Origin of the sequence: Alteribacillus sp. YIM 98480, assembly GCF_009765375.1 — a bacterium.
In the GTDB taxonomy this organism is placed as follows: Bacteria; Bacillota; Bacilli; order Bacillales; family Marinococcaceae; genus Alteribacillus.
In genome coordinates this window covers 95,403-115,602 of the sequence record NZ_VTOK01000007.1, presented here as the reverse complement: position 1 = coordinate 115,602, position 20,200 = coordinate 95,403, and the positions used below count along the sequence as shown (strand labels likewise).

Annotated in this window: 17 protein-coding genes and 1 other annotated feature; of the genes, 7 read left to right on the top strand and 10 right to left on the bottom strand. The window is 40.1% G+C overall.

Annotated elements, in window-relative coordinates; all coding sequences use genetic code 11:
- Positions 1 to 64 precede the first annotated feature (64 nt).
- From thiI to FZF09_RS10590, 5 genes are all read right to left on the bottom strand, one after another.
- Positions 65 to 1,273, bottom strand: a complete 1,209-nt coding sequence (gene thiI / locus FZF09_RS10610) for a tRNA uracil 4-sulfurtransferase ThiI (protein WP_158736573.1) — start codon at positions 1,271 to 1,273, stop codon at positions 65 to 67.
- Complete coding sequence (locus FZF09_RS10605) at positions 1,273 to 2,424, bottom strand: cysteine desulfurase family protein (RefSeq protein ID WP_158736572.1); 1,152 nt, start codon at positions 2,422 to 2,424, stop codon at positions 1,273 to 1,275. Before FZF09_RS10605 ends, thiI begins: the two co-directional genes overlap by 1 nt.
- Positions 2,405 to 2,548: a hypothetical protein gene (locus FZF09_RS10600; protein ID WP_158736571.1), complete on the bottom strand. Its 144-nt coding sequence runs from the start codon at positions 2,546 to 2,548 to the stop codon at positions 2,405 to 2,407. Before FZF09_RS10600 ends, FZF09_RS10605 begins: the two co-directional genes overlap by 20 nt.
- Positions 2,549 to 2,826: 278 nt before the next feature.
- Entirely contained in the window at positions 2,827 to 3,228 is a 402-nt protein-coding gene (locus FZF09_RS10595) for a hypothetical protein (RefSeq protein WP_158736570.1), read from the bottom strand.
- 127 nt (positions 3,229 to 3,355) lie between these two features.
- Positions 3,356 to 5,041 (bottom strand): septation ring formation regulator EzrA, encoded by a 1,686-nt coding sequence (locus tag FZF09_RS10590; protein ID WP_158736569.1) that lies wholly within the window; start codon positions 5,039 to 5,041, stop codon positions 3,356 to 3,358.
- A 251-nt stretch (positions 5,042 to 5,292) separates the two neighbouring features.
- Here FZF09_RS10590 and hisJ point away from each other — a divergent pair, with 251 nt between their 5' ends.
- Positions 5,293 to 6,090, top strand: a complete 798-nt coding sequence (gene hisJ / locus FZF09_RS10585) for a histidinol-phosphatase HisJ (RefSeq protein ID WP_158736688.1) — start codon at positions 5,293 to 5,295, stop codon at positions 6,088 to 6,090.
- Between the two features lies 1 nt (position 6,091).
- Here hisJ and refZ read toward each other — a convergent pair whose 3' ends face one another.
- On the bottom strand, positions 6,092 to 6,772 hold the full coding sequence (gene refZ, locus FZF09_RS10580; RefSeq protein ID WP_158736568.1) for a forespore capture DNA-binding protein RefZ: 681 nt from the start codon (positions 6,770 to 6,772) through the stop codon (positions 6,092 to 6,094).
- Positions 6,773 to 6,982: 210 nt separating this feature from the next.
- Between refZ and FZF09_RS10575 the strand changes: the two genes are divergently transcribed.
- Both FZF09_RS10575 and rpsD read left to right on the top strand, forming a co-directional pair.
- Positions 6,983 to 7,468: a GAF domain-containing protein gene (locus FZF09_RS10575; RefSeq protein WP_158736567.1), complete on the top strand. Its 486-nt coding sequence runs from the start codon at positions 6,983 to 6,985 to the stop codon at positions 7,466 to 7,468.
- A 466-nt stretch (positions 7,469 to 7,934) separates the two neighbouring features.
- Positions 7,935 to 8,537, top strand: coding sequence for a 30S ribosomal protein S4 (gene rpsD / locus FZF09_RS10570; protein ID WP_091581700.1), 603 nt, complete (start codon positions 7,935 to 7,937; stop codon positions 8,535 to 8,537).
- Between the two features lie 476 nt (positions 8,538 to 9,013).
- On the opposite strand, the gene tyrS is transcribed toward rpsD, so the two are convergent.
- Positions 9,014 to 10,291: a tyrosine--tRNA ligase gene (gene tyrS / locus FZF09_RS10565; RefSeq protein WP_304503061.1), complete on the bottom strand. Its 1,278-nt coding sequence runs from the start codon at positions 10,289 to 10,291 to the stop codon at positions 9,014 to 9,016.
- A 199-nt stretch (positions 10,292 to 10,490) separates the two neighbouring features.
- Positions 10,491 to 10,717, bottom strand: a binding site (T-box leader).
- A gap of 137 nt (positions 10,718 to 10,854) precedes the next feature.
- Between tyrS and FZF09_RS10560 the strand changes: the two genes are divergently transcribed.
- Positions 10,855 to 13,806 carry a transglycosylase domain-containing protein gene (locus FZF09_RS10560; protein ID WP_158736566.1) on the top strand — a complete coding sequence of 984 codons (2,952 nt, stop codon included), beginning with the start codon at positions 10,855 to 10,857 and terminating at the stop codon, positions 13,804 to 13,806.
- Between the two features lie 140 nt (positions 13,807 to 13,946).
- On the opposite strand, the gene acsA is transcribed toward FZF09_RS10560, so the two are convergent.
- The gene (gene acsA / locus FZF09_RS10555) at positions 13,947 to 15,665 is read right to left on the bottom strand and encodes an acetate--CoA ligase (protein WP_158736565.1); all 1,719 of its coding nucleotides are present in this window, start codon (positions 15,663 to 15,665) and stop codon (positions 13,947 to 13,949) included.
- A gap of 250 nt (positions 15,666 to 15,915) precedes the next feature.
- On the opposite strand from acsA, the gene FZF09_RS10550 reads away from it, so the two are divergent.
- The 3 genes from FZF09_RS10550 (at position 15,916) to FZF09_RS10540 (ending at position 18,423) form a co-directional block, all read left to right on the top strand.
- Complete coding sequence (locus FZF09_RS10550) at positions 15,916 to 16,548, top strand: GNAT family N-acetyltransferase (RefSeq protein ID WP_158736564.1); 633 nt, start codon at positions 15,916 to 15,918, stop codon at positions 16,546 to 16,548.
- Positions 16,549 to 16,615: 67 nt separating this feature from the next.
- Positions 16,616 to 17,263 carry an acetoin utilization AcuB family protein gene (locus FZF09_RS10545; RefSeq protein ID WP_158736563.1) on the top strand — a complete coding sequence of 216 codons (648 nt, stop codon included), beginning with the start codon at positions 16,616 to 16,618 and terminating at the stop codon, positions 17,261 to 17,263.
- Positions 17,260 to 18,423: an acetoin utilization protein AcuC gene (locus FZF09_RS10540; protein WP_158736562.1), complete on the top strand. Its 1,164-nt coding sequence runs from the start codon at positions 17,260 to 17,262 to the stop codon at positions 18,421 to 18,423. Before FZF09_RS10545 ends, FZF09_RS10540 begins: the two co-directional genes overlap by 4 nt.
- A 126-nt stretch (positions 18,424 to 18,549) precedes the next feature.
- Here the strand turns inward: FZF09_RS10540 and motS are convergent, their stop codons facing one another.
- Complete coding sequence (gene motS / locus FZF09_RS10535; RefSeq protein ID WP_158736561.1) at positions 18,550 to 19,314, bottom strand: flagellar motor protein MotS; 765 nt, start codon at positions 19,312 to 19,314, stop codon at positions 18,550 to 18,552.
- Positions 19,304 to 20,113 carry a flagellar motor protein MotP gene (gene motP, locus FZF09_RS10530; protein WP_158736686.1) on the bottom strand — a complete coding sequence of 270 codons (810 nt, stop codon included), beginning with the start codon at positions 20,111 to 20,113 and terminating at the stop codon, positions 19,304 to 19,306. The genes motS and motP overlap by 11 nt, the downstream gene beginning before the upstream one ends.
- Positions 20,114 to 20,200: the final 87 nt, after the last annotated feature.

Here is a 20,200-nt window from a genome sequence, read left to right as displayed (position 1 = left end):
AACCTTCCCTAAAATATACAAAAAGTCTCCCGCCATTTACATGATTGGGGGAGACAGTGACGTATTATAAGAGATCATCCATTTGTTGATCGGCGCTTTCTTCTTCGCTTCCAATGTTTAATGTTTCGACTTTTTTCACGGTCTCTTCAATAAACGGCTCAAAATCAAAGGCTTCCTCGAACCTGGCTGCTTTATCTCGACGCGGTTTTGTCACTGAATCAGAAGGCAGAAAGATCGTACAGCAATCTTCATATGGCAGAACGGATGTGGAATAAGTGCCTATTTTTTCGGCAATTTCCACTACTTCTTGTTTGTCCATTGTTATTAAAGGTCTTAAAATAGGCATGTTAGTTACTTCATTAATCGTGTGCATGCTCTCTAGGGTTTGCGAAGCAACTTGTCCGAGACTTTCACCATTTACAATCGCTTTAGCATTTTGTTTATCTGCTATTTTTTCTGTGATACGAAGCATCATACGCCGCATAATCGTCATGGCATAATTCGATGGAATGTTGGCATGAATGGCTTTTTGAAGTTCTGTGAATGGAACAACGTGCAGCCTGATCCGCCCGCCAAAGCTTGTTAATATTTTTGTTAAATCTTCTACTTTTTTTCTTGCTCGTTCATTTGTATAAGGAGGGCTGTGAAAATGTACTGCTTCTAATTCAGCTCCTCTTTTCATTGCTAAATATCCAGCGACCGGACTGTCAATTCCTCCGGAAAGCATAAGTGCTACTTTCCCGGCTGTACCAACTGGCAGCCCGCCTGAGCCTGCCATTCTGCCGCAAGTGATATACGTGCCTTGCTCCCTCACTTCTACCACTACTTCTACATCAGGATGATGCACATCCACGGTTACTTCGTCTGTGTTGCGAAGAATGTGACCGCCAATATACTGGTTTAAATCTTGAGATCGAACCGGAAACGGTTTATAGGAACGGCGGGCACTAACTTTAAATGTTCCTTTTCTTCCTTCGTGCTGTAAAAAAGCTTGCAGTGCTGCTTCTTTAATTGCTTCTATTTCGTTGTTCGCTTTCATCGCTAAACTAAAGGAAGAGATACCAAAAATGTGCCTTAGCTTTTCCATTACCGGACCTGGTTTTTCTTCATTCAATTCAATCATCATCCGGCCATATGTCCGCCGCACTTTACAGCTGGGATGTTCACGTATAGCAAACTGTATATTTTCTTTCAATTTTTTTTCGAAATCGCTGCGGTTTCTCCCTTTCAAGGCAAGCTCGCCGTAACGAATTAAAATGTGATCATATTTCATTAGCGTTTCGCTCCCATTACCTTTTTCATTTCTGGTATGATTTCATGAAAAATTTCTAAAAGCTCAGTTATTTCTTGTTCGGTAGTATCAAAAGAAAAACTAGCTCTAATAGCACTTTCAGCTCGTGCTAGACCTAAACCGGCAGCTTCAACAACGGCACTTGGCTCTTGCAGCTTTGATGAACAGGCCGATTTAGTGGACAAGTGAAAATCTCGTTTCGTTAGTTCTTGAATAATAACTTCAGGTTTTAATCCTGGAAACGACACATTTACGATGTGAGGTGCTGCACCTTCATTAGGTGTATTTACCTCTGCTTCTTCCATCTCCTGTAAACGATGAATCAAATAATCTTTCAATTGACAAAGGCGTTGTTCTTCTGTAGCTAAACGCTGCCTGGATATACGAAGAGCTTTTGCCATAGCTGTAATACCGGGTACGTTTTCCGTACCAGCCCGATATGTTTGTTCTTGCGTTCCTCCATGGAACAACGGGGAAAGAACAGTGCCCTCTTTCATAAATAATACGCCTGTTCCTTTTACACCGTGGAATTTATGTCCGGAAATGGTGCATAAATCCACTTTTGCTGCATAGAGATCCAAAGGCACATGGGCTGCACCTTGGACGTGGTCGGTATGAAAATACAGCTTCGGAAACTTTTCTAAGCGTTCTCCTATTTCTTGAATGGGTTGAATCGTTCCAATCTCATTATTCACATGAATAACCGAAACGAGCGTCGTATCATCTCGAACTTCTTTCTCTATGTCTTCTGGACGAACTCTTCCTTCTCGGTCGACTGAAACATAAGTTACTTCGAATCCAAATGCCTCTAATTGCCAAAACGCTTCTTTTACAGATGGATGCTCGACCGTTGTCGTAATTAAGTGTCTGCCCCTATTTCTATGCTCTAAAGCTGTTCCTTTAATGGCAAGATTATTCCCCTCTGTTCCACCGGAAGTAAACACAATCTCTTCTGTTTTTGTTTTTAATAAGCCGGCCACAGACTCTCTTGCTTTATTTAATAACGTTTCCGCTTCTACACCTGGTTTATGAAGCGAAGACGGATTGCCAAAGTATGAGGAAGCTGCTTCTTGATAAGCTTGCAGTACTTCCTGCCATGGTTTAGTTGTGGCACTATTGTCTAAGTACACCATTTTTCCTGCCCCTTTTCCTCACAGGTTCTTCTATTTTAGGAAAATAATAACGCATGGTGATGCTCAAAACGGCATCCCTAACCAAATCGTTTTGGCTAAACAAACCGTTCATATCATTTTCCATTTTTTATCCTTCCTTAACTGTTCCTGATTTTAGGATGCGACACTATATAGTAACACATAATCATACCTTTAGAAAAATCCTATTTGCCGTGAAATTCCTTATGAAACATGGTATCTTTCGCTTCGCTAAAATTTTATACTTTCCTATCAGTGTAAGAAAAAATGTAATTGTCCCGGTTTTTTATTCGTTAAGGCTATTGAAAAATTTTTGATGTATATATTATATTTTACAGTGAAAAAAGCTGGCCTTTATAAAAGGTTCAGCTTTTCATTGTTCGGTTATTCATTTATTATTTCAAGCAGCTCGTCCACGGAAATCGTCCCTTCTTCTGAGGCAATGTGTATCGCCTGGGAGCTATAATCGTTTCCATTTTGTAAAGCTAGCGAGTTAGAACGAGAAGCATTGCTTTTCTCATCCGAAGGGCTGTTTTCATTAACCGCACCTTCGTCCTCCTTATTGTCCTCATTGTCATTTTCTTCGCGCCTGGATTCATCACTTGAAGAAGAATTTTGTTCGGACGGAGTAATACCCAATTCCTGATCAAGTTCTGCCGCAAGCTCTTCGGTTGATTTTTGTTCAACTGCTGTGTCTTCTTTCTCCACATAAAACATAACCCCTGCTGCTCCTAAAACGGTAAAACAAAGAACGATCACAACAGCTGCCTTATAAATATGCTGCATCCATCCTTCCTCCTTCCTACTGTGACTATTATATCATTTGATGTAGAAAAAGCGAAGGAAATATCGAACTTTCGTATGTGAACAAGGGTTATATTTAGACAAAAAGACCTAAAAAATGATAATACGGTCAGTACCTCCCGCTTATATTCTCTAATGCATTGGGATCTTTTTGTTCAACAGCTCCAATGGCCGTATGAACAGCTTCATCATAATATCCTTTTCGAAAATGATCTTCTGCTTGTAAAAGCTTCTCATCGATTGAAAGGGATTGGCTTCGATATTTATTGCCATATTGAATGGCCCGTTCAGCAAGACGAGCTTGTTCTAAAGTTGTTCTTAATTCTTGATGAACTTTATTGACAAGATGTTCTGCATCTTCAGCAGCTGCATTAACTCTGCCCATTTCTACCGGCACTTCTTCAAGAGCCGATACGGCAGCTTCTAATCTCTCCTCTGCGGCGTCTACTTCATTTAAAAGAATGGATGGAATTTTAGGAAGCAGCGAACGTTCTAATTTCATTCTGTCCTGCAGCAATTGACGACGCAATGTTTTCAAAGTTTCTAGAGCTTTAAGTTCATCTTTTCGCAGCGTATACAGCTGCTCTTTGGAATTTCGAATATTCTTATCTAATGTATTTATCTCTTGTTTTAACGATTCCAAATTCTCTTTTAATCCGGTAAATGATTGCTTGCGATACTCATACATGTCTCGGAAAACCCGCCAATTTTTCAGGGTTCCTTCCATACCGTTTTCTGCTTTCTTTTGCCGTTTATCTTCTTCATCAGGAATACGGTAACTCATTTTCACTTTTTCTCGTTCTTGCTGGAGTTCATTTAACTGGATTTCAAGACGGTCTATTTCCTCCCGTGCTTCCATTGTTTGAACCTCTACAAAACGGCGTGCTTCTACTTCTTTCTCCAATGTTTGATAAATATGATCAAAGTAATTGCGAATCTCCTGAACCCGGTCTTGAACTCTTTCTAGTTCTAAATCAGCCACAGCTTTACTCAAGACTGGAAATTCGTTTCGAAACTCCTCTAATTTGCTGTGGAAATCAAAATGGTCAAGTTGATAGCCTTTGCTTTCCATTTCTTCCATGCCGTATTGTACGTCCTTACATTCCTCAGGCAGTTCCGCTTCCACTTCCACTAACAGAGCCGGGACCTCATTTACTTGTTGTTCCGTTTTACGAAGTTTTTCATTTAGTTCGTTTAAAATATGATTGGCTTTCATGTAGTTTCCTGCTTCTGTTTCTTGATCAAACACAGCCATCATATCTTTTAATTCATTCATGTGGTTTTCAAATATACGTGCTGTCCTTCCCAAAGATAGCCAGTTTTGCGTAATATATTGTCGTATGGAAGAAAATTTTTCTTTTGTTTCCGTAATCCCAGTCCTATTTTCTTCTTCACTATGTATTAAATGTTCAACTTCATTAAAAATATTAAGAATATGAGAATCAATATCCTTCAACTGAACTCCAACTGCTTCTAAAAGCTCTTTTGATTTTCGGAAACGATATTTATTTGCCCATTCTTCAATATCAAACAGGGCTTCTTCAATATCAGGAAGATGAGATCCGACAATGTCATCCCACTCCTTACGCCATTCTTCAAACTTTTCCTCGGTTTCCCCTGACATAGTAAGTCCTTTAACTTTAGCTATCTCATCAGCTACGGGCTGGTTGGCGATTTTTGTCTTCCATTGTTCAAGACGATCAACTTCTTTATATATCTTTTTTCTTGAAACAGCTCCATAAATAATTATTACAGCAATTATTAAAGCTGCCGTTAATATCACATATACCATCATGAGCCTTCACTCCAGTTTTACCGCCGCTATGTCGCATAATTTATTAGTAATGATTTTTTTCGTCACACACATCTAAATTCCTGCTTTTTCTGATATACTTTTTTTAAAACTTTAGTTTGCAGATAAAGAAATTCAATTATATGATAACATGGAATGTTTTTTTCATGTGAAAATTACAGGATAATTTTTCTTTCATCTTTTAAAGAAATAAAACATGAATTACTACATGAGAGGGGGATTTTACATTGAAAATTACGAGAGACGGACATATTCATACTCCTTTCTGTCCGCATGGGTCTAAAGATTCTTTTAAACAATATATCGAACACTGTATCTCAGAAGGTCTTCAAACGATTACGTTTGCAGAGCATGCTCCGCTCCCTCCTGGATTTGTTGACCCAGTTCCTGAAAAAGACAGTGCTATGCCATATGTAAAACTATCCTCATACATAGAAAACATTGAGAAATTGAAGAAGGAATACCACCATGAAATTGAAATATTCACCGGGCTCGAAGTAGATTTTATTGAAGGATTTGAGCATGAAACGAAGGCATTTCTCGAAGAAACAGGCCCGCTGCTTGACGATAGTATATTATCTGTTCACTTTCTCTTATACGAGGGAGACTATACATGTTTAGATTACAGCCCGGAAAGTTTTGAACAATTAGTGCGAAAAACAGGTTCTATTGAAAATACCGTCGATCTTTATTTTCAAACGCTGCATCAATCTATTAGAAGTGATTTAGGCAGACATAAACCTAAAAGACTTGGTCATATCACTCTTATTAAAAAATTTCAGCAGCGCTATATAGGAATGGAAATTGAGAAAAACGCACTCTCTCTTTTGGATGAAGTTCAAAAAAACGGGATGGAACTTGATTATAACGGAGCAGGCACAGCTAAGCCGCTGTGCAGAGAACCTTATCCTCCACCTGCTATTGCTTTAGAAGCAAAAAAAAGAGGCATCCCCTTAATATATGGATCGGATGCACACCAGGAAAAAGAATTAATGCAAGGAATAGAAGCGCTTGCTGCTTTTGAAGATTAAATTATGGATGAACATAATCGGCCTGCTGCTCATTTGCATTTGCCGCAAAAGCTGCCGGTTCCTGTTTTTTCTTCTGTTCTCTTAACAATACTTTGCAGGCCCATTCTCTTAATTCTTTTCGATATACCGTAATAAAATGAGGCTGCTGGGGCTGAAGGTGAAACACTTCTCTAACATACTGGTGATGTAAATAAGGCATGATCACCATTCCTCTAAATTGCATAATGGTCCAGCTGACAGGTATGGGGGCAAACGTCCCTTCCTGTATTCCTTTTTTCAAAACAATAGAATATAAATGCTTTTCTTTCATGAGGTACGTACTCGTTATCTCCCGGATCAGAGTGGAATCTAATGTCATTTCACGTAATACAAATCGTGCACGCAAATGTCGCTGCTGCATGTAAGTTAAGCTTCTCTCTGCCATGTACAGCATTTTTTCATAAGCATCTGTATGGGTGACTTTTACGGCCTGTTCCAATTCACTCATATACCCTTCAAGAAAATCGGTCATTAATGCCTCAAGCAAGCCTTGTTTTCCTCCAAAGTAATAGGAAACAAGCGAAATGTTCACTCCTGTTTTTGCGGCTATTTCTCTAATCGATGTACCATGAAATCCTTTACTCGTAAAAAGAATCGTCGCAGCTTCTAACATTTTTTCCTTGGTGCTTTCGGTGGCGGACAATGCCATCGCCTCCTTTGTATACAATGTAGAAACTCTCAAATCACAAAATTTAACTTTCTAATGAATAATTCCTTCTTTCTTCCCAATAACCCTTCAAAAAAATCTCGACACTTTCAATGCTTATTCGGCAAAATCGCATAGCAGACGAAGCTAATTCTATGTGATAAACTTGTATTATTCAGATTTATTGTCAAAAAGGAGAGAAATCAATTGTTTCAACAGATTGAATATAAAGGCACGTTGCAAGAAGGATATGCTTTATTGCTTAAGCAGCTTGAAGCGTTACTTGAAGGAGAAACCGATCAAACAGCTAATTTATCAAACGCTGCAGCTTTATTAAATCAATTTCTCAGTGAGGTTAACTGGGTAGGTTTTTATTTATATCATTCCGAAGAAGAAGAGCTTGTGCTCGGTCCTTTTCAAGGCCTTCCTGCATGTGTGAGAATTCCTATGAATAAGGGAGTATGCGGTACAGCAGCATTTGAGCGCAATACAGTCAGGGTAGCTGATGTGACTGCCTTTCCTGGACATATTGCATGTGATGGAGCGACTCGTTCTGAAATCGTTGTTCCCCTTATAAAAGAAGATCAATTGATTGGCGTATTGGATATTGACAGCCCTGTTCACAATAGATTTTTGGAAGAAGAACAACAGCACCTTGAACAATTTGCAGCGGTTTTAACAAATCATTTATAAGAGATTATTAACGGAGCAGCATCCCCTGAAGGTTGTAAGGAACGTTTTTCAATATTTGGTTCCAACTTTCCATATTTAGATAGATAAGATAAAAAGCAGTTAGCACATAAGTGAATGGTATTGACAGAGCACCAAGTGATTCAATGATTGATTTTTCCCTCCCACTGGAATCGATATAATACTTTAGAGGCTCGTTTTTTGTATTGCAATATAAGCATTTTTTATGTTTGACTTTGAACGATTAAAGTTATATAATGGCCTTTGTGTAAAAGACAGCCAGGACAAACTTGATATGTGCACCCTTTTCATTTTGTTCCTTAAATCTGCGGCTGAGTGATTGGTTTAAGGGGCATTGTGTAACCTCTAGCTGTCGAGGCGAAGATGCATAAAAACAAAATGAGCATGTCAGGGGATTGTCGATGTTGTTCTTTTTCCAATACTTTTAAATATAGAGGAGGCTTCTTGTATGGCACGTTATACAGGACCAACTTGGAAAAAATCACGCCGTTTTGGCATTTCTCTTAGCGGTACAGGAAAAGAATTAGAAAAACGCCCTTATGCACCGGGTGAACATGGCCCTACTCAACGGAAAAAGCTTTCCGAGTACGGCTTGCAACTTCAAGAAAAGCAAAAGCTTCGTTTTATGTACGGTTTGAACGAACGCCAATTCCGCAAATTGTTCGAGCAAGCAGGTAAAATGTCTGGGGTACACGGCGAAAACTTCATGATTTTGCTTGAATCCCGTCTTGACAACCTCGTTTACCGTCTCGGTCTTGCACGCACACGCCGTGCTGCACGCCAGCTTGTAACACATGGTCACGTAACTGTAGATGGAGGTCGTGTTGATATTCCATCTTACCGCGTGAAACCAAACCAAACAATTGGACTTCGTGAAAAATCCCGCAACCTTTCTGCGGTAAAAGAAGCAGTCGAAGTAAACAACTTCGTGCCTGAGTATTTGACATTCGACGAAGAGAAGCTCGAAGGAACATATAACCGTTTCCCTGAGCGCTCTGAGCTGCCTTCTGAAATTACAGAAGCGCTTATCGTTGAGTACTACTCTCGTTAATCTATATAGTTTGCAGGTTAACACACAAAACCCCTTCAAATGTTGTTATATCAACGTTTTAGGGGTTTTTTTATTTTTATCTAGTTTGCACAAAAATGCAAGATAATGCACTAATTTGGGGCCAAATTAGGACCAAAAATTTACTCGCATAAGGCCAAAACCCTTGATATGAAAGGTTCTTTTTTAGAGATTGTTTCAACTAAGAAAAGCACAAGCGCCTTGCTCACGAGCGACAAGTCCTGGAGGGGCGGCATATGGAAAGCTGATCTTTGCTTTCCATTAACAAACCCCAATCGAGCAATATCCGTCCAGCCCTCCAAAACCACTTATTAAGAGGTTCAGCGGAGGAAATCAACTTTACGACCCACCCTGCAAAAGCAATGACTGATCAAACTTTTCGAAGGTAATTTTTTTCATATGGGACAAAGAGCCAAAAAACAACCTGGAACCAAATGAAACGGTCCCAGGCTGTTTTTTTACTTGTATTGAATTAAGAAGTATTTCTTTTTCCCGCGGCGAATGATAGTAAAGGCATCGTCAATTTTGTCTTCTTTACTTATTACTTTGTCTAATTCTTGGCAGCGATCCCCATTAATGTAAACCGCACCGTTTTTTATATCTTCTCTTGCCTGCCGTTTGGAGGAAGATATTTTCGCTTCCACTAATAAATCGATAAGACCTTTCTCCTCTTCTTCTACGACATGATGAGGCACATCTTTAAATCCCTGTTTTACTTCTTCAGCTGATAACTCTTTTAAGTCTCCTCCGCCAAATAATGCTTGTGAAATGTGCTGGGCCTGCCGGAGTGCGTTTTCTCCATGCACAAAGCGAGTGACCTCTTCAGCAAGTCTACGGTGAGCTTTGCGTTCTTCTGGACGTGTCTTTAGCTCTTCCTCTAACTCCTCTATTTCTGTTTCCTCTAGAAATGTAAAGTATTTAATAAATTTCATCACGTCGCGGTCATCGGTGTTTATAAGGAATTGATAAAACTCGTACGGAGATGTTTTATCAGGATCAAGCCAAACTGCCCCGCCTTCTGTCTTTCCAAATTTCGTTCCATCTGCTTTTGTTACGAGTGGAATCGTAAATCCGTATGCATCAGGCTGTTCTCCTTCTTCTCCGCCTTTTATCCGGCGAATCAGCTCAAGTCCTGCGGTAATGTTTCCCCATTGGTCACTGCCGCCTATTTGAAGCTGACATCCTTTTTCTTTGTTTAAATGATAAAAATCCAAAGACTGCAAAATTTGATAGCTGAACTCTGTAAATGAAATACCGGACTGTATCCGTGATTCCACTGATTCTTTGGCAAGCATATAATTTAAACCAAAGTGTTTCCCTACATCTCTTAAAAAGGAAACGACACTCATGTTCCCAATCCAGTCATAGTTGTTTACTACCTCGGCTTTGTCCCCGCCTTCAAAATCAAGGTACTTTTGGAGCTGTCCTTTGATCCGGTCACTATACATCCGTACGACGTCTTCCTCATTTAAGGTTCGTTCTGCTTTTTTTCCGCTTGGATCACCAATTAATCCAGTAGCTCCTCCAACTAGGGCGAGCGGCTTATGCCCAGCTAACTGAAACCGGCGCAGCGTTATGATTGTAAGCAGATGTCCGATGTGAAGACTGTCCCCAGTCGGATCGAAACCACAATACATCGTTATCTGTTTATCATTCAACAAATTGTTCAGCCCATCTCTATCCGTTACTTGATTAATTAAGCCTCTTAATTCTAAGTCTTTTAAAATATCCACCATTTTTTCTCTCCTTTTTTAGAAATGAATCAAGATTATCAAAAACGAACAATGTATCGTTTGCACCGGAAAGCGCCTGACTAAAGTGGAAATCAAACGATAACCAGGAAGTTTTATGTAATGTTCGTTTATAATGATTTAGAAATGAATGAGGACATTCATTCAAATAACAAATGAAAATAAAAAACGCCCCTCCATCTTAAGAAGGGACGATTATATCGCGGTACCACCCTTGTTGAAAGCAAAAATACTTTCCACTTGGTTAAAATAACGGAAGTATCCGTCTTTCTTATCATAAAACTTGCATTTATAATAAGAAAGAAGCTCGAGAACGTAATTCGCATTTTTCCTATGTACCGGCTTCCAGCAGCCGCCGGCTCTCTGTATACAGGGAGGAATAACGCTACTTCAATCCTTCAACACTCTTGTTTATTTAATTCTAGACTATATATCTTTTATCATATTTCTATTGTTGATGTCAACGACTAGGTAGAAAATAAGGAAAACGCATAGGAAGCTCGTTTCGCTTATGCTATAATATCGGTGAAGTTTAGGGGGAATTATACATGCGTAATTTTTTTGAAAAACTAAATATTAAGCTCGATAATGTGAAAAATCATTCCTTTGTAAAAGGAATTAACATCACATCCCAGGTTTTTTGGAATCTTTTATTAATAGTGGCTGTATTGATGGTAATGCTTGCTCTTTTCCTTGGAGGAGCTGGTGCAGGTTATTTTGTATCATTAGTGGAAGATCAAGAAGCATACAGCAAGGAAGAGTTTGAACAACAAGTTTATAATTACGAAGAGGTCAGTGATATATATTTTGATGATGATCAATATCTTGGAAAAATACCATCTGACCTTGAACGAAAAGAACGATCGCTTGATGAAATGTCAGAGCACCTTATTCACGCAGTGATATCAACCGAAGACGAATATTTCTTCGAGCACCAAGGGGTCGTTCCAAAAGCATTGTTGCGTGCTACTTATCAAGAGGTTTCTGGAGCCAGCACACAAAGCGGCGGAAGTACACTCACACAACAAATTATTAAAAATCAGTTATTAACCAATGAAGTTTCATTTGACCGGAAAGCGAAAGAAATTGCACTGGCTCTGCGAGTGGAAAATTACTTTGAAAAAGAAGAAATTCTAGAGGCCTACCTTAATATTGTCCCATTTGGACGTAATGCGGATGGCAGAAATATAGCAGGAGCACAGTCAGCAGCAGAAGGCATATTTGGTGTCGAGGCCTCAGAATTAAATGTTGCTCAATCTGCATTTATCGCAGGACTCCCTAAAAATCCTTTTGTCTACACACCTTTTGAAAATGGCGGAGTGGTGAAAGAGAATTTTGAAGCTGGTATGAACCGTATGCACTTAGTGTTAGACAATATGCTTGAAAACGGCTTTATTTCAGAAGATGAATACGAAGAAGCACTCGAATATGATATTGAAGAAAATTTAACAGACCCTTCTGGAAGTCTTATTGAAGATTATCCATACCTTACGTATGAGGCACAAGACCGCGCTGCTCGCATTATTCGAGAAGATCTGCTTGAAAAAGATGGCATAGAGGTTGACGAATTAGATGATGATGAACGGCAGGAAACCCTTACTCAATATCTCACTCAGGCCAAAGCAGAATTAGCGCATGGCGGTTACAATGTTCATCTTACTATTAAGAAAGACATATATGATGCCATGCAAAGGTCCATTGCTGATTCACAATGGTTTGGACCGGACAGGCAAGGAGAAGACGGCGTAGAGCCTGAAGAAGTAGGAGCTATTTTGATCGATAATCAAACCGGTGCGATTTTAAGTTTTGTCGGCGGACGTGATTTTGAAAGAGAAAACTTGAACCATGCCACACAAGCTTACCGGCAAAATGGTTCAACGATGAAGCCGTTATTAGCTTATGGACCTGCTATTGACCAAGGGGTGGTACAGCCTGGCACCGTACTTCCTGATGTTCCTAGTACGTATAGCAACGGCAGGGAATACACCAACTATGGAGATAGTTATCAAGGTTTTGTGAGTGTTAGAGAAGCATTAAAGGAATCTAGAAATGTTCCAGCAGTTAAGACTTTTCAACGGGTAGACCATGAAGCATCTAGACAAGCACTCATAGACATGGGCTTTCAACGGCTTGAACCGGATGAGCCTTATGAATCTGGATCGATAGGCGGTTTAACTTACGGTGCTACAGTTGAACAAAATACAAACGCTTTTACCACTTTTGGAAACGAAGGGAAATACCATGATTCATATTTAATTGAAAAGATTGAAACAAAAAATGGAGAAACCGTCTACCAGCATGAGCCTGATAATAATAAAGTCTTTTCTCCACAGACTGCTTTTCTAACCATAGATATGCTGCGGGATGTGTTAAAACCAGGTGGAACAGCACGTGCTCTTCCCGGCATGATGAACTTTGGCGGAGATTGGGCTGGAAAAACTGGTACTTCTAACGAGACGAAAGATTCGTGGTTTGTCGGTTTAAATCCTAATGTAACATTTGGCACCTGGATTGGTTATGACAATCCACAGACGATTTCATCACCATATAAAGGCTTGAGTTACGGAGCAAGGACCCAGCGGATTTGGGCCGATATGATGAATGCTGCTTTTGATGCAAATCCAGAGACGTTTGGAATTGATGATAATTTTGAACAGCCTGAAGGGATTGTGCGACAGACCATATGCGGTATATCTGGCAAACTTCCTAGCTCTCTTTGTTCAGAAGCAGGACTGACAACGACAGATTACTTTAATGAAAAATTTGTACCAACTGAAAGAGACAACAGCTTGAATAGAACACGCTATGTCACAATTAACGGCAAACGGTATAAAGCTTATGACTCTACTCCATCAGAATTTACACAAACTGGCGTTTCTATTAATGAAGATTACTTTGATGCAGACAACATGAGCGAATATCTGCCTGACGACTGGGACAATATTGTCGCAGATCAAGATGCTCCGAGTAACGGACGCAATCCTTCTCAAGTTACCGGGATTTCTTTCAGTAATGGCCAACTCAGTTGGAACCAGCACCCTGATAATGATATTGTAGGGTACCGAATTTACTCAAGTGGCGGGTCAAAAATTAAGTCAGTGGAAGATAACACCTCTACGTCTACAAGTGTAAACGGCAGCGGCTCGTTTTTCGTTACAGCAGTTGACTCTATGGGAAGGGAATCAACTGAATCTGCTTCAGCTTCTGGCGGTGGAGAAGCTGATGATGATTCGAATGAGGATGAAAATGAAAACGAGGGAAACGAGAACAATCAACGTGAAGACAATGAAGATACTTCTGACAATGAGAATGATGAAAATAGCGAAAGTGAAAATGAGAATAACGAAGACGAAAATAACGGTACGGAAAATGAGAATGGAAACAATGGCGACGAAATTGAAAACAATAATGATAATGATGAAAGCAACGGGAATGAAGAATCAGAAGAAGACTCCGAAGATAACAATAATAACGATGATGAGGCCGAAGACGATGATTAAAAACCCGGTTTTCTGTCCTCTTCAATAAAAAATGGGCTTGCTGCAACTTCTAATTGCGGCAAGCTTATTTTAGCATTAAAGGTACACTTTAATAAATAAATATCCCTGCTGATTAGATTCAGCAGGGGTATTATTAGATATTAATCTTCCATCGTGGAAAGGTCTCCTGTCGGTAAGTCAAGTTCCCAGGCTTTAAGCACACGGCGCATAATCTTACCGCTTCGTGTCTTCGGCAGCTTATCACGGAATTCAATTTCCCGCGGCGCAGCATGAGCGGCCAAACCTTTCTTAACAAAGGTACGAATATCCTCTTTTAACTCATCCGTAACGTCATAGCCATCGCGTACAGCTACAAATGCCTTAATAATTTCGCCTCGAACGGGATCTGGCTTTCCAATAACACCAGCTTCCGCTACAGCGGGATGCTCGATAATTTTACTTTCAACTTCAAATGGACCAACACGCTCACCCGCTGTCATAATTACGTCATCAATACGACCTTGGAACCAAAAATACCCGTCTTCATCCATATAAGCTGAGTCTCCTGACACATACCAGCCATCTAATTCAAAATAACTATTATATTTCTCTTCGTTATTCCAGATCGTTCTCATCATGGATGGCCAGCCTTTACCAATCGCAAGGTTGCCCATTCGGTTTGGAGGAAGTTCCTTCCCTTGGTCATCGATAATAGCTGCTTTTACGCCAGGTATTGGTTTACCCATAGATCCAGCTTTAATCGCCATAGAAGGATAGTTACAGATCATCATTGCTCCAGTCTCTGTCATCCACCATGTGTCATGAATGCGTAAATTAAATACTTTTTCACCCCAGCGTACGACTTCCGGGTTAAGCGGCTCCCCTACACTTAAGATGTGACGCAAGCTTGACAAGTCATAGTTTTTCACTACCTCGTCTCCTGCGCTCATTAACATACGAAAAGCAGTAGGGGCACTGTACCAAACAGAAACGTTATAGTTTTGCAGTGTTTCATACCAATCTTGCGGGCTGAAACGTCCGCCTCGTACAACATTTGTGGCACCTGCAAGCCATGGTCCGAAAATACCATAGGAAGTACCGGTTACCCAGCCTGGGTCAGCTGTGCACCAATATACATCGTCCTCATTAAGATCAAGTACCCACTTCGCTGTTTGATAATGTTGAAGCATTGCATTATGAACATGCAGAACACCTTTAGGTTTCCCTGTAGACCCAGAAGTATAATGAAGAATAAGCCCATCTTCACGGTCTACCCACTCTGGTTCAAATTCATCACTTGCCTGATCCAAGCGAGAATTAAAGTCTAAATACGGACCTTCTTCTTTTACATTATCTCCTCTAATGAAAACAGTATCTAAATTAGGAAGATCATCTACGGGAACGCGCTCCAATAAATCAGGTGTTGTGACAAGCGCTTTAGCATCACTATCTTCAAGCCGGTCCCTGACTGCTCCTTCCATAAACGCTTCAAAGAGCGGACCAACGATCGCTCCAACTTTGATCGCTCCAAGCACGGCAAAATATAACTCAGGAGAACGCGGCATAAATATAAACACGCGGTCGCCTTTTTGTATGCCGGATTCTTTCATAATATTGGCAGCTTTATTAGTATACTTTTTCATTTCAGCAAATGTATATTTTTCATCTCTGTTTGCGTCTCTGTAATATAACGCAATTTTATCCTTTTTATCAGGAGAGTCCGCATGGCGGTCTATTGCTTCGTGAGCCATGTTCACTTTTCCGGTCTCATACCAGCTGAATACCTTCTCTGTTTCAGACCAGTCAAAGCTTTTGGCTGCTTCTTCATAATTTTTTAGATTATAATCTCCATTTTTAGCTGGAAGCGTTTCCACTTTCATATACCATCTTCCTCTCTGCTATGTATTTTGTGTTCTAATACACATTATAATATATTATGAATTTTTCTTCAATTTTTAATTGAGAGATAGTACTTTTCTTCTTTTACGCAGCCTATTTATTTTACCTTTGCAATATCGATTCAAACCTCAACTCAAAAATTTATTGGTTGTCCCCAACGATTCCGTTCAATACTGTATAATAGATATTGATTTCTTTTAAGTAATAATCAACATAAAAGGTGGTACATGGATGATCCATAAGAAGACGTATTATTCTAGGGAACTAAACTTCGAAGGGCGTACGCTCCTTATGGAAGGCCCTATTTCAGGAAGAAAAATTCATGAATATGACTTTCATGAAGGGCTTGTCGCCTTCCGTCCCCCAGAAGAACAGAAAAAAGCGTTAATTGGTATTGCAGACCTCCCTGAAGGGCGCATAAATGCTGTTATTGATGAAAATACCATTGTCGGCTATGTTACGTTTGTCCATCCAGATCCTTTAGAACGGTGGTCCGAAGCAAACATGGAAAATTTGCTGGAACTTGGTGCCATTGAAATTGCAGATGAATACCGCGGAGCAAAACTAGGTACAAATTTGCTCAAATTTTCCATGCTTGACAATGCTATGGAAGACTACCTCATTATTACAACCGAATACTATTGGCATTGGGATTTAAAGGGGAGCGGCTTGTCTGTCTGGGAGTATCGAAAAGTAATGGAAAAAATGATGAATGCCGGCGGACTTGAATGGATGGCTACTGATGACCCTGAAATTAGTTCTCATCCTGCCAATTGTTTAATGGTTCGGATCGGAGAACGCGTGGATAATGAGTCTATCCAGCAATTTGATACCGTCCGTTTTTCAAATCGATTTATGTATTAACAACTTCCACTTTGTTCCCTTATGTAAATGTAGGTTTGAAAACGCTTAAAGGGGTGAAACACACAATATGCTCGTAGAAGAAATTATGAAACCAGATATTGTAACGATAACAAAACATACAACCATCAAAGAAGCGATGCAGCTGCTTCATAAAAACAAGATCCGCCACATTCCTGTGGTAGAAGAGGACCGTACAATCGCTGGTATCGTTTCAGATCGGGATATTAGAGATGCCAGTCCTTCCATCTTTCACTTGAAAGAACACGAAGAAGATTTACAGCTTCCTGCTGCCAAAATTATGAAGTATCCGGTCATTACGGTACAGCGATTGGATTTTGTAGAAGAGGCTGCCGTTGTTTTATACGAAAATGATATTAGTGCTCTTCCGGTCGTTACCGAAGATGAAAAAGTAATAGGAATCTTAACTGAAACAGACGTATTACATACACTTGTGAAACTAACAGGTGCCCACCAGCCTTCGTCCCGTATTGAGGTACAAGTACCCAACGTATCCGGACAATTAGCCGATATATCTGCTATCTTTAAAGAAAACAAAGTGAATGTGATAAGCGTACTTGTTTATCCTGACCAAGACCCTGAAACGAAAATTTTAACCTTCCGAGTGCAAACAATGGATCCTAGATATATCATTCAAAAAATCGAAGCAAAAGGCTATGAAATAATGTGGCCTCGTGTACCGGGGATAAATCAATGAAACAGGAAGCCGTTTTTATTTACTCGGAAGAACAATTAACTTATAAATTCAGTGAAGATCATCCATTTAATCATTTGCGTCTTAACTTAACGCACGATCTGCTGCAATCGGCTGGAGCTCTTCCGCAAGATGTCATCATTCCGCCGAGAATAGCAGCTGATGAGGAAATTGAACTCATTCATGATACAGCTTACGTTAACGCCATTAAATCTGCCGGGGAAGGTAAGCTGAGCCGTGGAATTGCCAACAATTACGGCATCGGAACAGAAGACACACCCATTTTTCCAAACATGCACGAAGCAGCAGCGTTACTGGTAGGAGGAACGCTTACTGCCGTGGATATGGTAATGGAAGGCAAAAGTAAACATGCTCTCAATCTGGGCGGAGGGCTGCATCATGGCTTTAGAGGAAAAGCATCGGGATTTTGTATTTATAATGACAGCTCGATTGCCATTGAATATATGCGCCGTAAATACGGGGCTCGCGTATTATATATTGATACGGATGCCCATCACGGCGACGGGGTGCAATGGGCTTTTTATGATGACCGGGATGTATGTACACTATCCATTCATGAAACAGGCAGATATCTGTTTCCTGGTACGGGCAACGTGAATGAAAAAGGACACGGCCAAGGGTTCGGCTTCTCTATTAATATTCCTATCGACGCATTTACCGAAGATGAATCCTTCCTCGAATGTTATGAAACTGCTTTTCGAGAAGTGATTGAATTTTTTAAGCCTGATGTCATTTTAACTCAAAATGGAGCTGATGCTCATTACTATGACCCTTTGACCCATTTATCTTCCTCTATCAAAACCTATCGGCACATTCCGAAATTAGCGCACAAATTAGCTCATGAATATTGCGATGGAAATTGGATTGCTGTTGGCGGCGGCGGTTATGATATGTGGAGAGTCGTTCCCAGAGCCTGGTCTATGATTTGGCTTGAAATGACAAACCAAACTCACCTTCTTGAAAACGAAATTCCAAAAGACTGGCGTGATAAATGGCAGGCGAAGGCTCCTGTTGCATTGCCTGCGTCGTGGACTGATCCAATAGATATGTATCCATCTATTCCAAGACGTTCAGAAATTATGGAAAAGAATCGCAAAACACTGGATAAGGCTTTATTCCATATCCGCAATGAAAAAAATTAGAAAAACTCAGCTAGCCGCCTATTCCTTATGGCAAGGGTCCTTTAACAAAGTTAAACTATTCTAAAGTATAAATAAAACTCGCCTTTTTTGGCGAGTTTTATTTGTTGAGCTGATATAAAATTTTTCTTATAAATCTCCAGCTGATTCTCTTAAATTCTGTTCAAAATCAGGATCTGAAATGACAATAACAACACGTCTGTTTTCTCGTAAATTTTCTTTTGAATTGTTTGGGGCAATAGGCCGTGTTTCTCCATATCCAGTAGCTATAAAGCGGTTCTGCTTGAGCGAATGATTGTTTACTAAGTATCGAATGACACTGCTTGCTCTAGCACCAGACAGCTCCCAGTTAGAAGGGTAGCGGTAGGTAGAAATTGGACGGTCATCTGTGTGCCCTTCCACCTTTACCAGGTTAGGTAGAGATTGCAGCAAAGTTCCTACTTTATTTAAGAAAGGCTCCGCTTCACTTAAAATCTGCGCTTCCCCAGATTCAAATAACAGCTGCTCCTGCAGGACTAAAACCACACCCCTGTCATCTCTTGTTGCTGAAATATGTTCGCTTAAATTATTATTTTCCAGGTAGGATTCTACTTCATGTAAGAGCTGATCGAGGTCCATCTCTTCTTCTGATTGATCACTGTTCAACCCATTGAAAGAATCTGCATCATCCTGAGCTGGATTTTGGTCCGGATTTTCAAATTCTACCATAGAGGGAAGAGCATCAAGTAATTCTCTGTTTTGAAAGGATTCTGCAATAGCTTCAAACTTTTTTGCATCAATCACCGACATAGAAAACAACATTACAAAGAAAACAAGAACAAGTAAAATCATATCAGAAAATGTAACCATCCATTTCGGTGATCCTTTTTGAGGCTTTTTTTCTTTACGCCTCATTAGCCAGCTCCTCCGTTTCTTCCAATTCTTCTTCTCTTCCGCTTTCCCGTACAAATGCACTTAACTTTTCTTCAAGAATTTTAGGGTTTTGACCTGATTGAACACCAATTACTCCCTCAATAACTATTTGTTTGACAAAAACTTCATCGTCGGTTTTTTGTTCTAATTTACTAGAAATAGGGAGAAAAATAAGATTGGCTAATATCGTCCCATACAAGGTTGTAATAAGAGCTAAAGCCATATTAGGGCCCAGGGTGGCTGGGTCTTCTAGTTCTTGCAGCATTAGAACAAGCCCTATCAGAGTCCCTACCATCCCCCAGGCTGGCGCATATTCTCCTGCCTTTTCAAATATAAGGCGGCCCTTTTTATGGCGTTCTTCCATGGCAACTACTTCTGCCATCATAATATCTTTAATAATATCCGGCTCTATGCCATCAACCGCCAGTAAAACACCTTTTCTAATAAACGGGTCTTCCACATCATCAAGACTTGCTTCAAGTGCAAGCAATCCTTCCCGGCGGGCTTTAGTGGAAAGATTTACAAAGGTTTCGATTAATTGATTCAGATCGTGGTTTTCATAACGAAAAACCTCACGCGTCACCTTTGGCAGAGCCTTCATTTCCTGTGAAGAAAAATTAATTAATAAAGCAGCTGCAATCCCTCCAAAGACAATTAGAAAAGATGCAAGCTGGATAAAAAAGACAACCGATCCCATGCCCGCGTTGGTAAATACCGCAAACAGCAAAGTAGATATTCCTACTAGTATTCCTATGGGCGTCAATATATCAAATTTTTTCATACGCAAATCCCTGACTCCCTATATTCAAGATTTTCACATACCAAGCATGCAGGCACGAGCAGGCAAAATTCACAGCCTCGGTTTCCA

Excerpts from the sequence above, each read along its gene's own strand:
- thiI (WP_158736573.1), bottom strand. The coding sequence starts at position 1,273 with ATGAAATATGATCACATTTTAATTCGTTACGGCGAGCTTGCCTTGAAA.
- FZF09_RS10605 (WP_158736572.1), bottom strand. The coding sequence starts at position 2,424 with ATGGTGTACTTAGACAATAGTGCCACAACTAAACCATGGCAGGAAGTA.
- FZF09_RS10600 (WP_158736571.1), bottom strand. The coding sequence starts at position 2,548 with ATGGAAAATGATATGAACGGTTTGTTTAGCCAAAACGATTTGGTTAGG.
- FZF09_RS10595 (WP_158736570.1), bottom strand. The coding sequence starts at position 3,228 with ATGCAGCATATTTATAAGGCAGCTGTTGTGATCGTTCTTTGTTTTACC.
- FZF09_RS10590 (WP_158736569.1), bottom strand. The coding sequence starts at position 5,041 with ATGATGGTATATGTGATATTAACGGCAGCTTTAATAATTGCTGTAATA.
- rpsD (WP_091581700.1), top strand. The coding sequence starts at position 7,935 with ATGGCACGTTATACAGGACCAACTTGGAAAAAATCACGCCGTTTTGGC.
- tyrS (WP_304503061.1), bottom strand. The coding sequence starts at position 10,291 with ATGGTGGATATTTTAAAAGACTTAGAATTAAGAGGCTTAATTAATCAA.
- FZF09_RS10560 (WP_158736566.1), top strand. The coding sequence starts at position 10,855 with ATGCGTAATTTTTTTGAAAAACTAAATATTAAGCTCGATAATGTGAAA.
- acsA (WP_158736565.1), bottom strand. The coding sequence starts at position 15,665 with ATGAAAGTGGAAACGCTTCCAGCTAAAAATGGAGATTATAATCTAAAA.
- FZF09_RS10550 (WP_158736564.1), top strand. The coding sequence starts at position 15,916 with ATGATCCATAAGAAGACGTATTATTCTAGGGAACTAAACTTCGAAGGG.
- FZF09_RS10545 (WP_158736563.1), top strand. The coding sequence starts at position 16,616 with ATGCTCGTAGAAGAAATTATGAAACCAGATATTGTAACGATAACAAAA.
- FZF09_RS10540 (WP_158736562.1), top strand. The coding sequence starts at position 17,260 with ATGAAACAGGAAGCCGTTTTTATTTACTCGGAAGAACAATTAACTTAT.
- motS (WP_158736561.1), bottom strand. The coding sequence starts at position 19,314 with ATGAGGCGTAAAGAAAAAAAGCCTCAAAAAGGATCACCGAAATGGATG.
- motP (WP_158736686.1), bottom strand. The coding sequence starts at position 20,113 with ATGAAAAAATTTGATATATTGACGCCCATAGGAATACTAGTAGGAATA.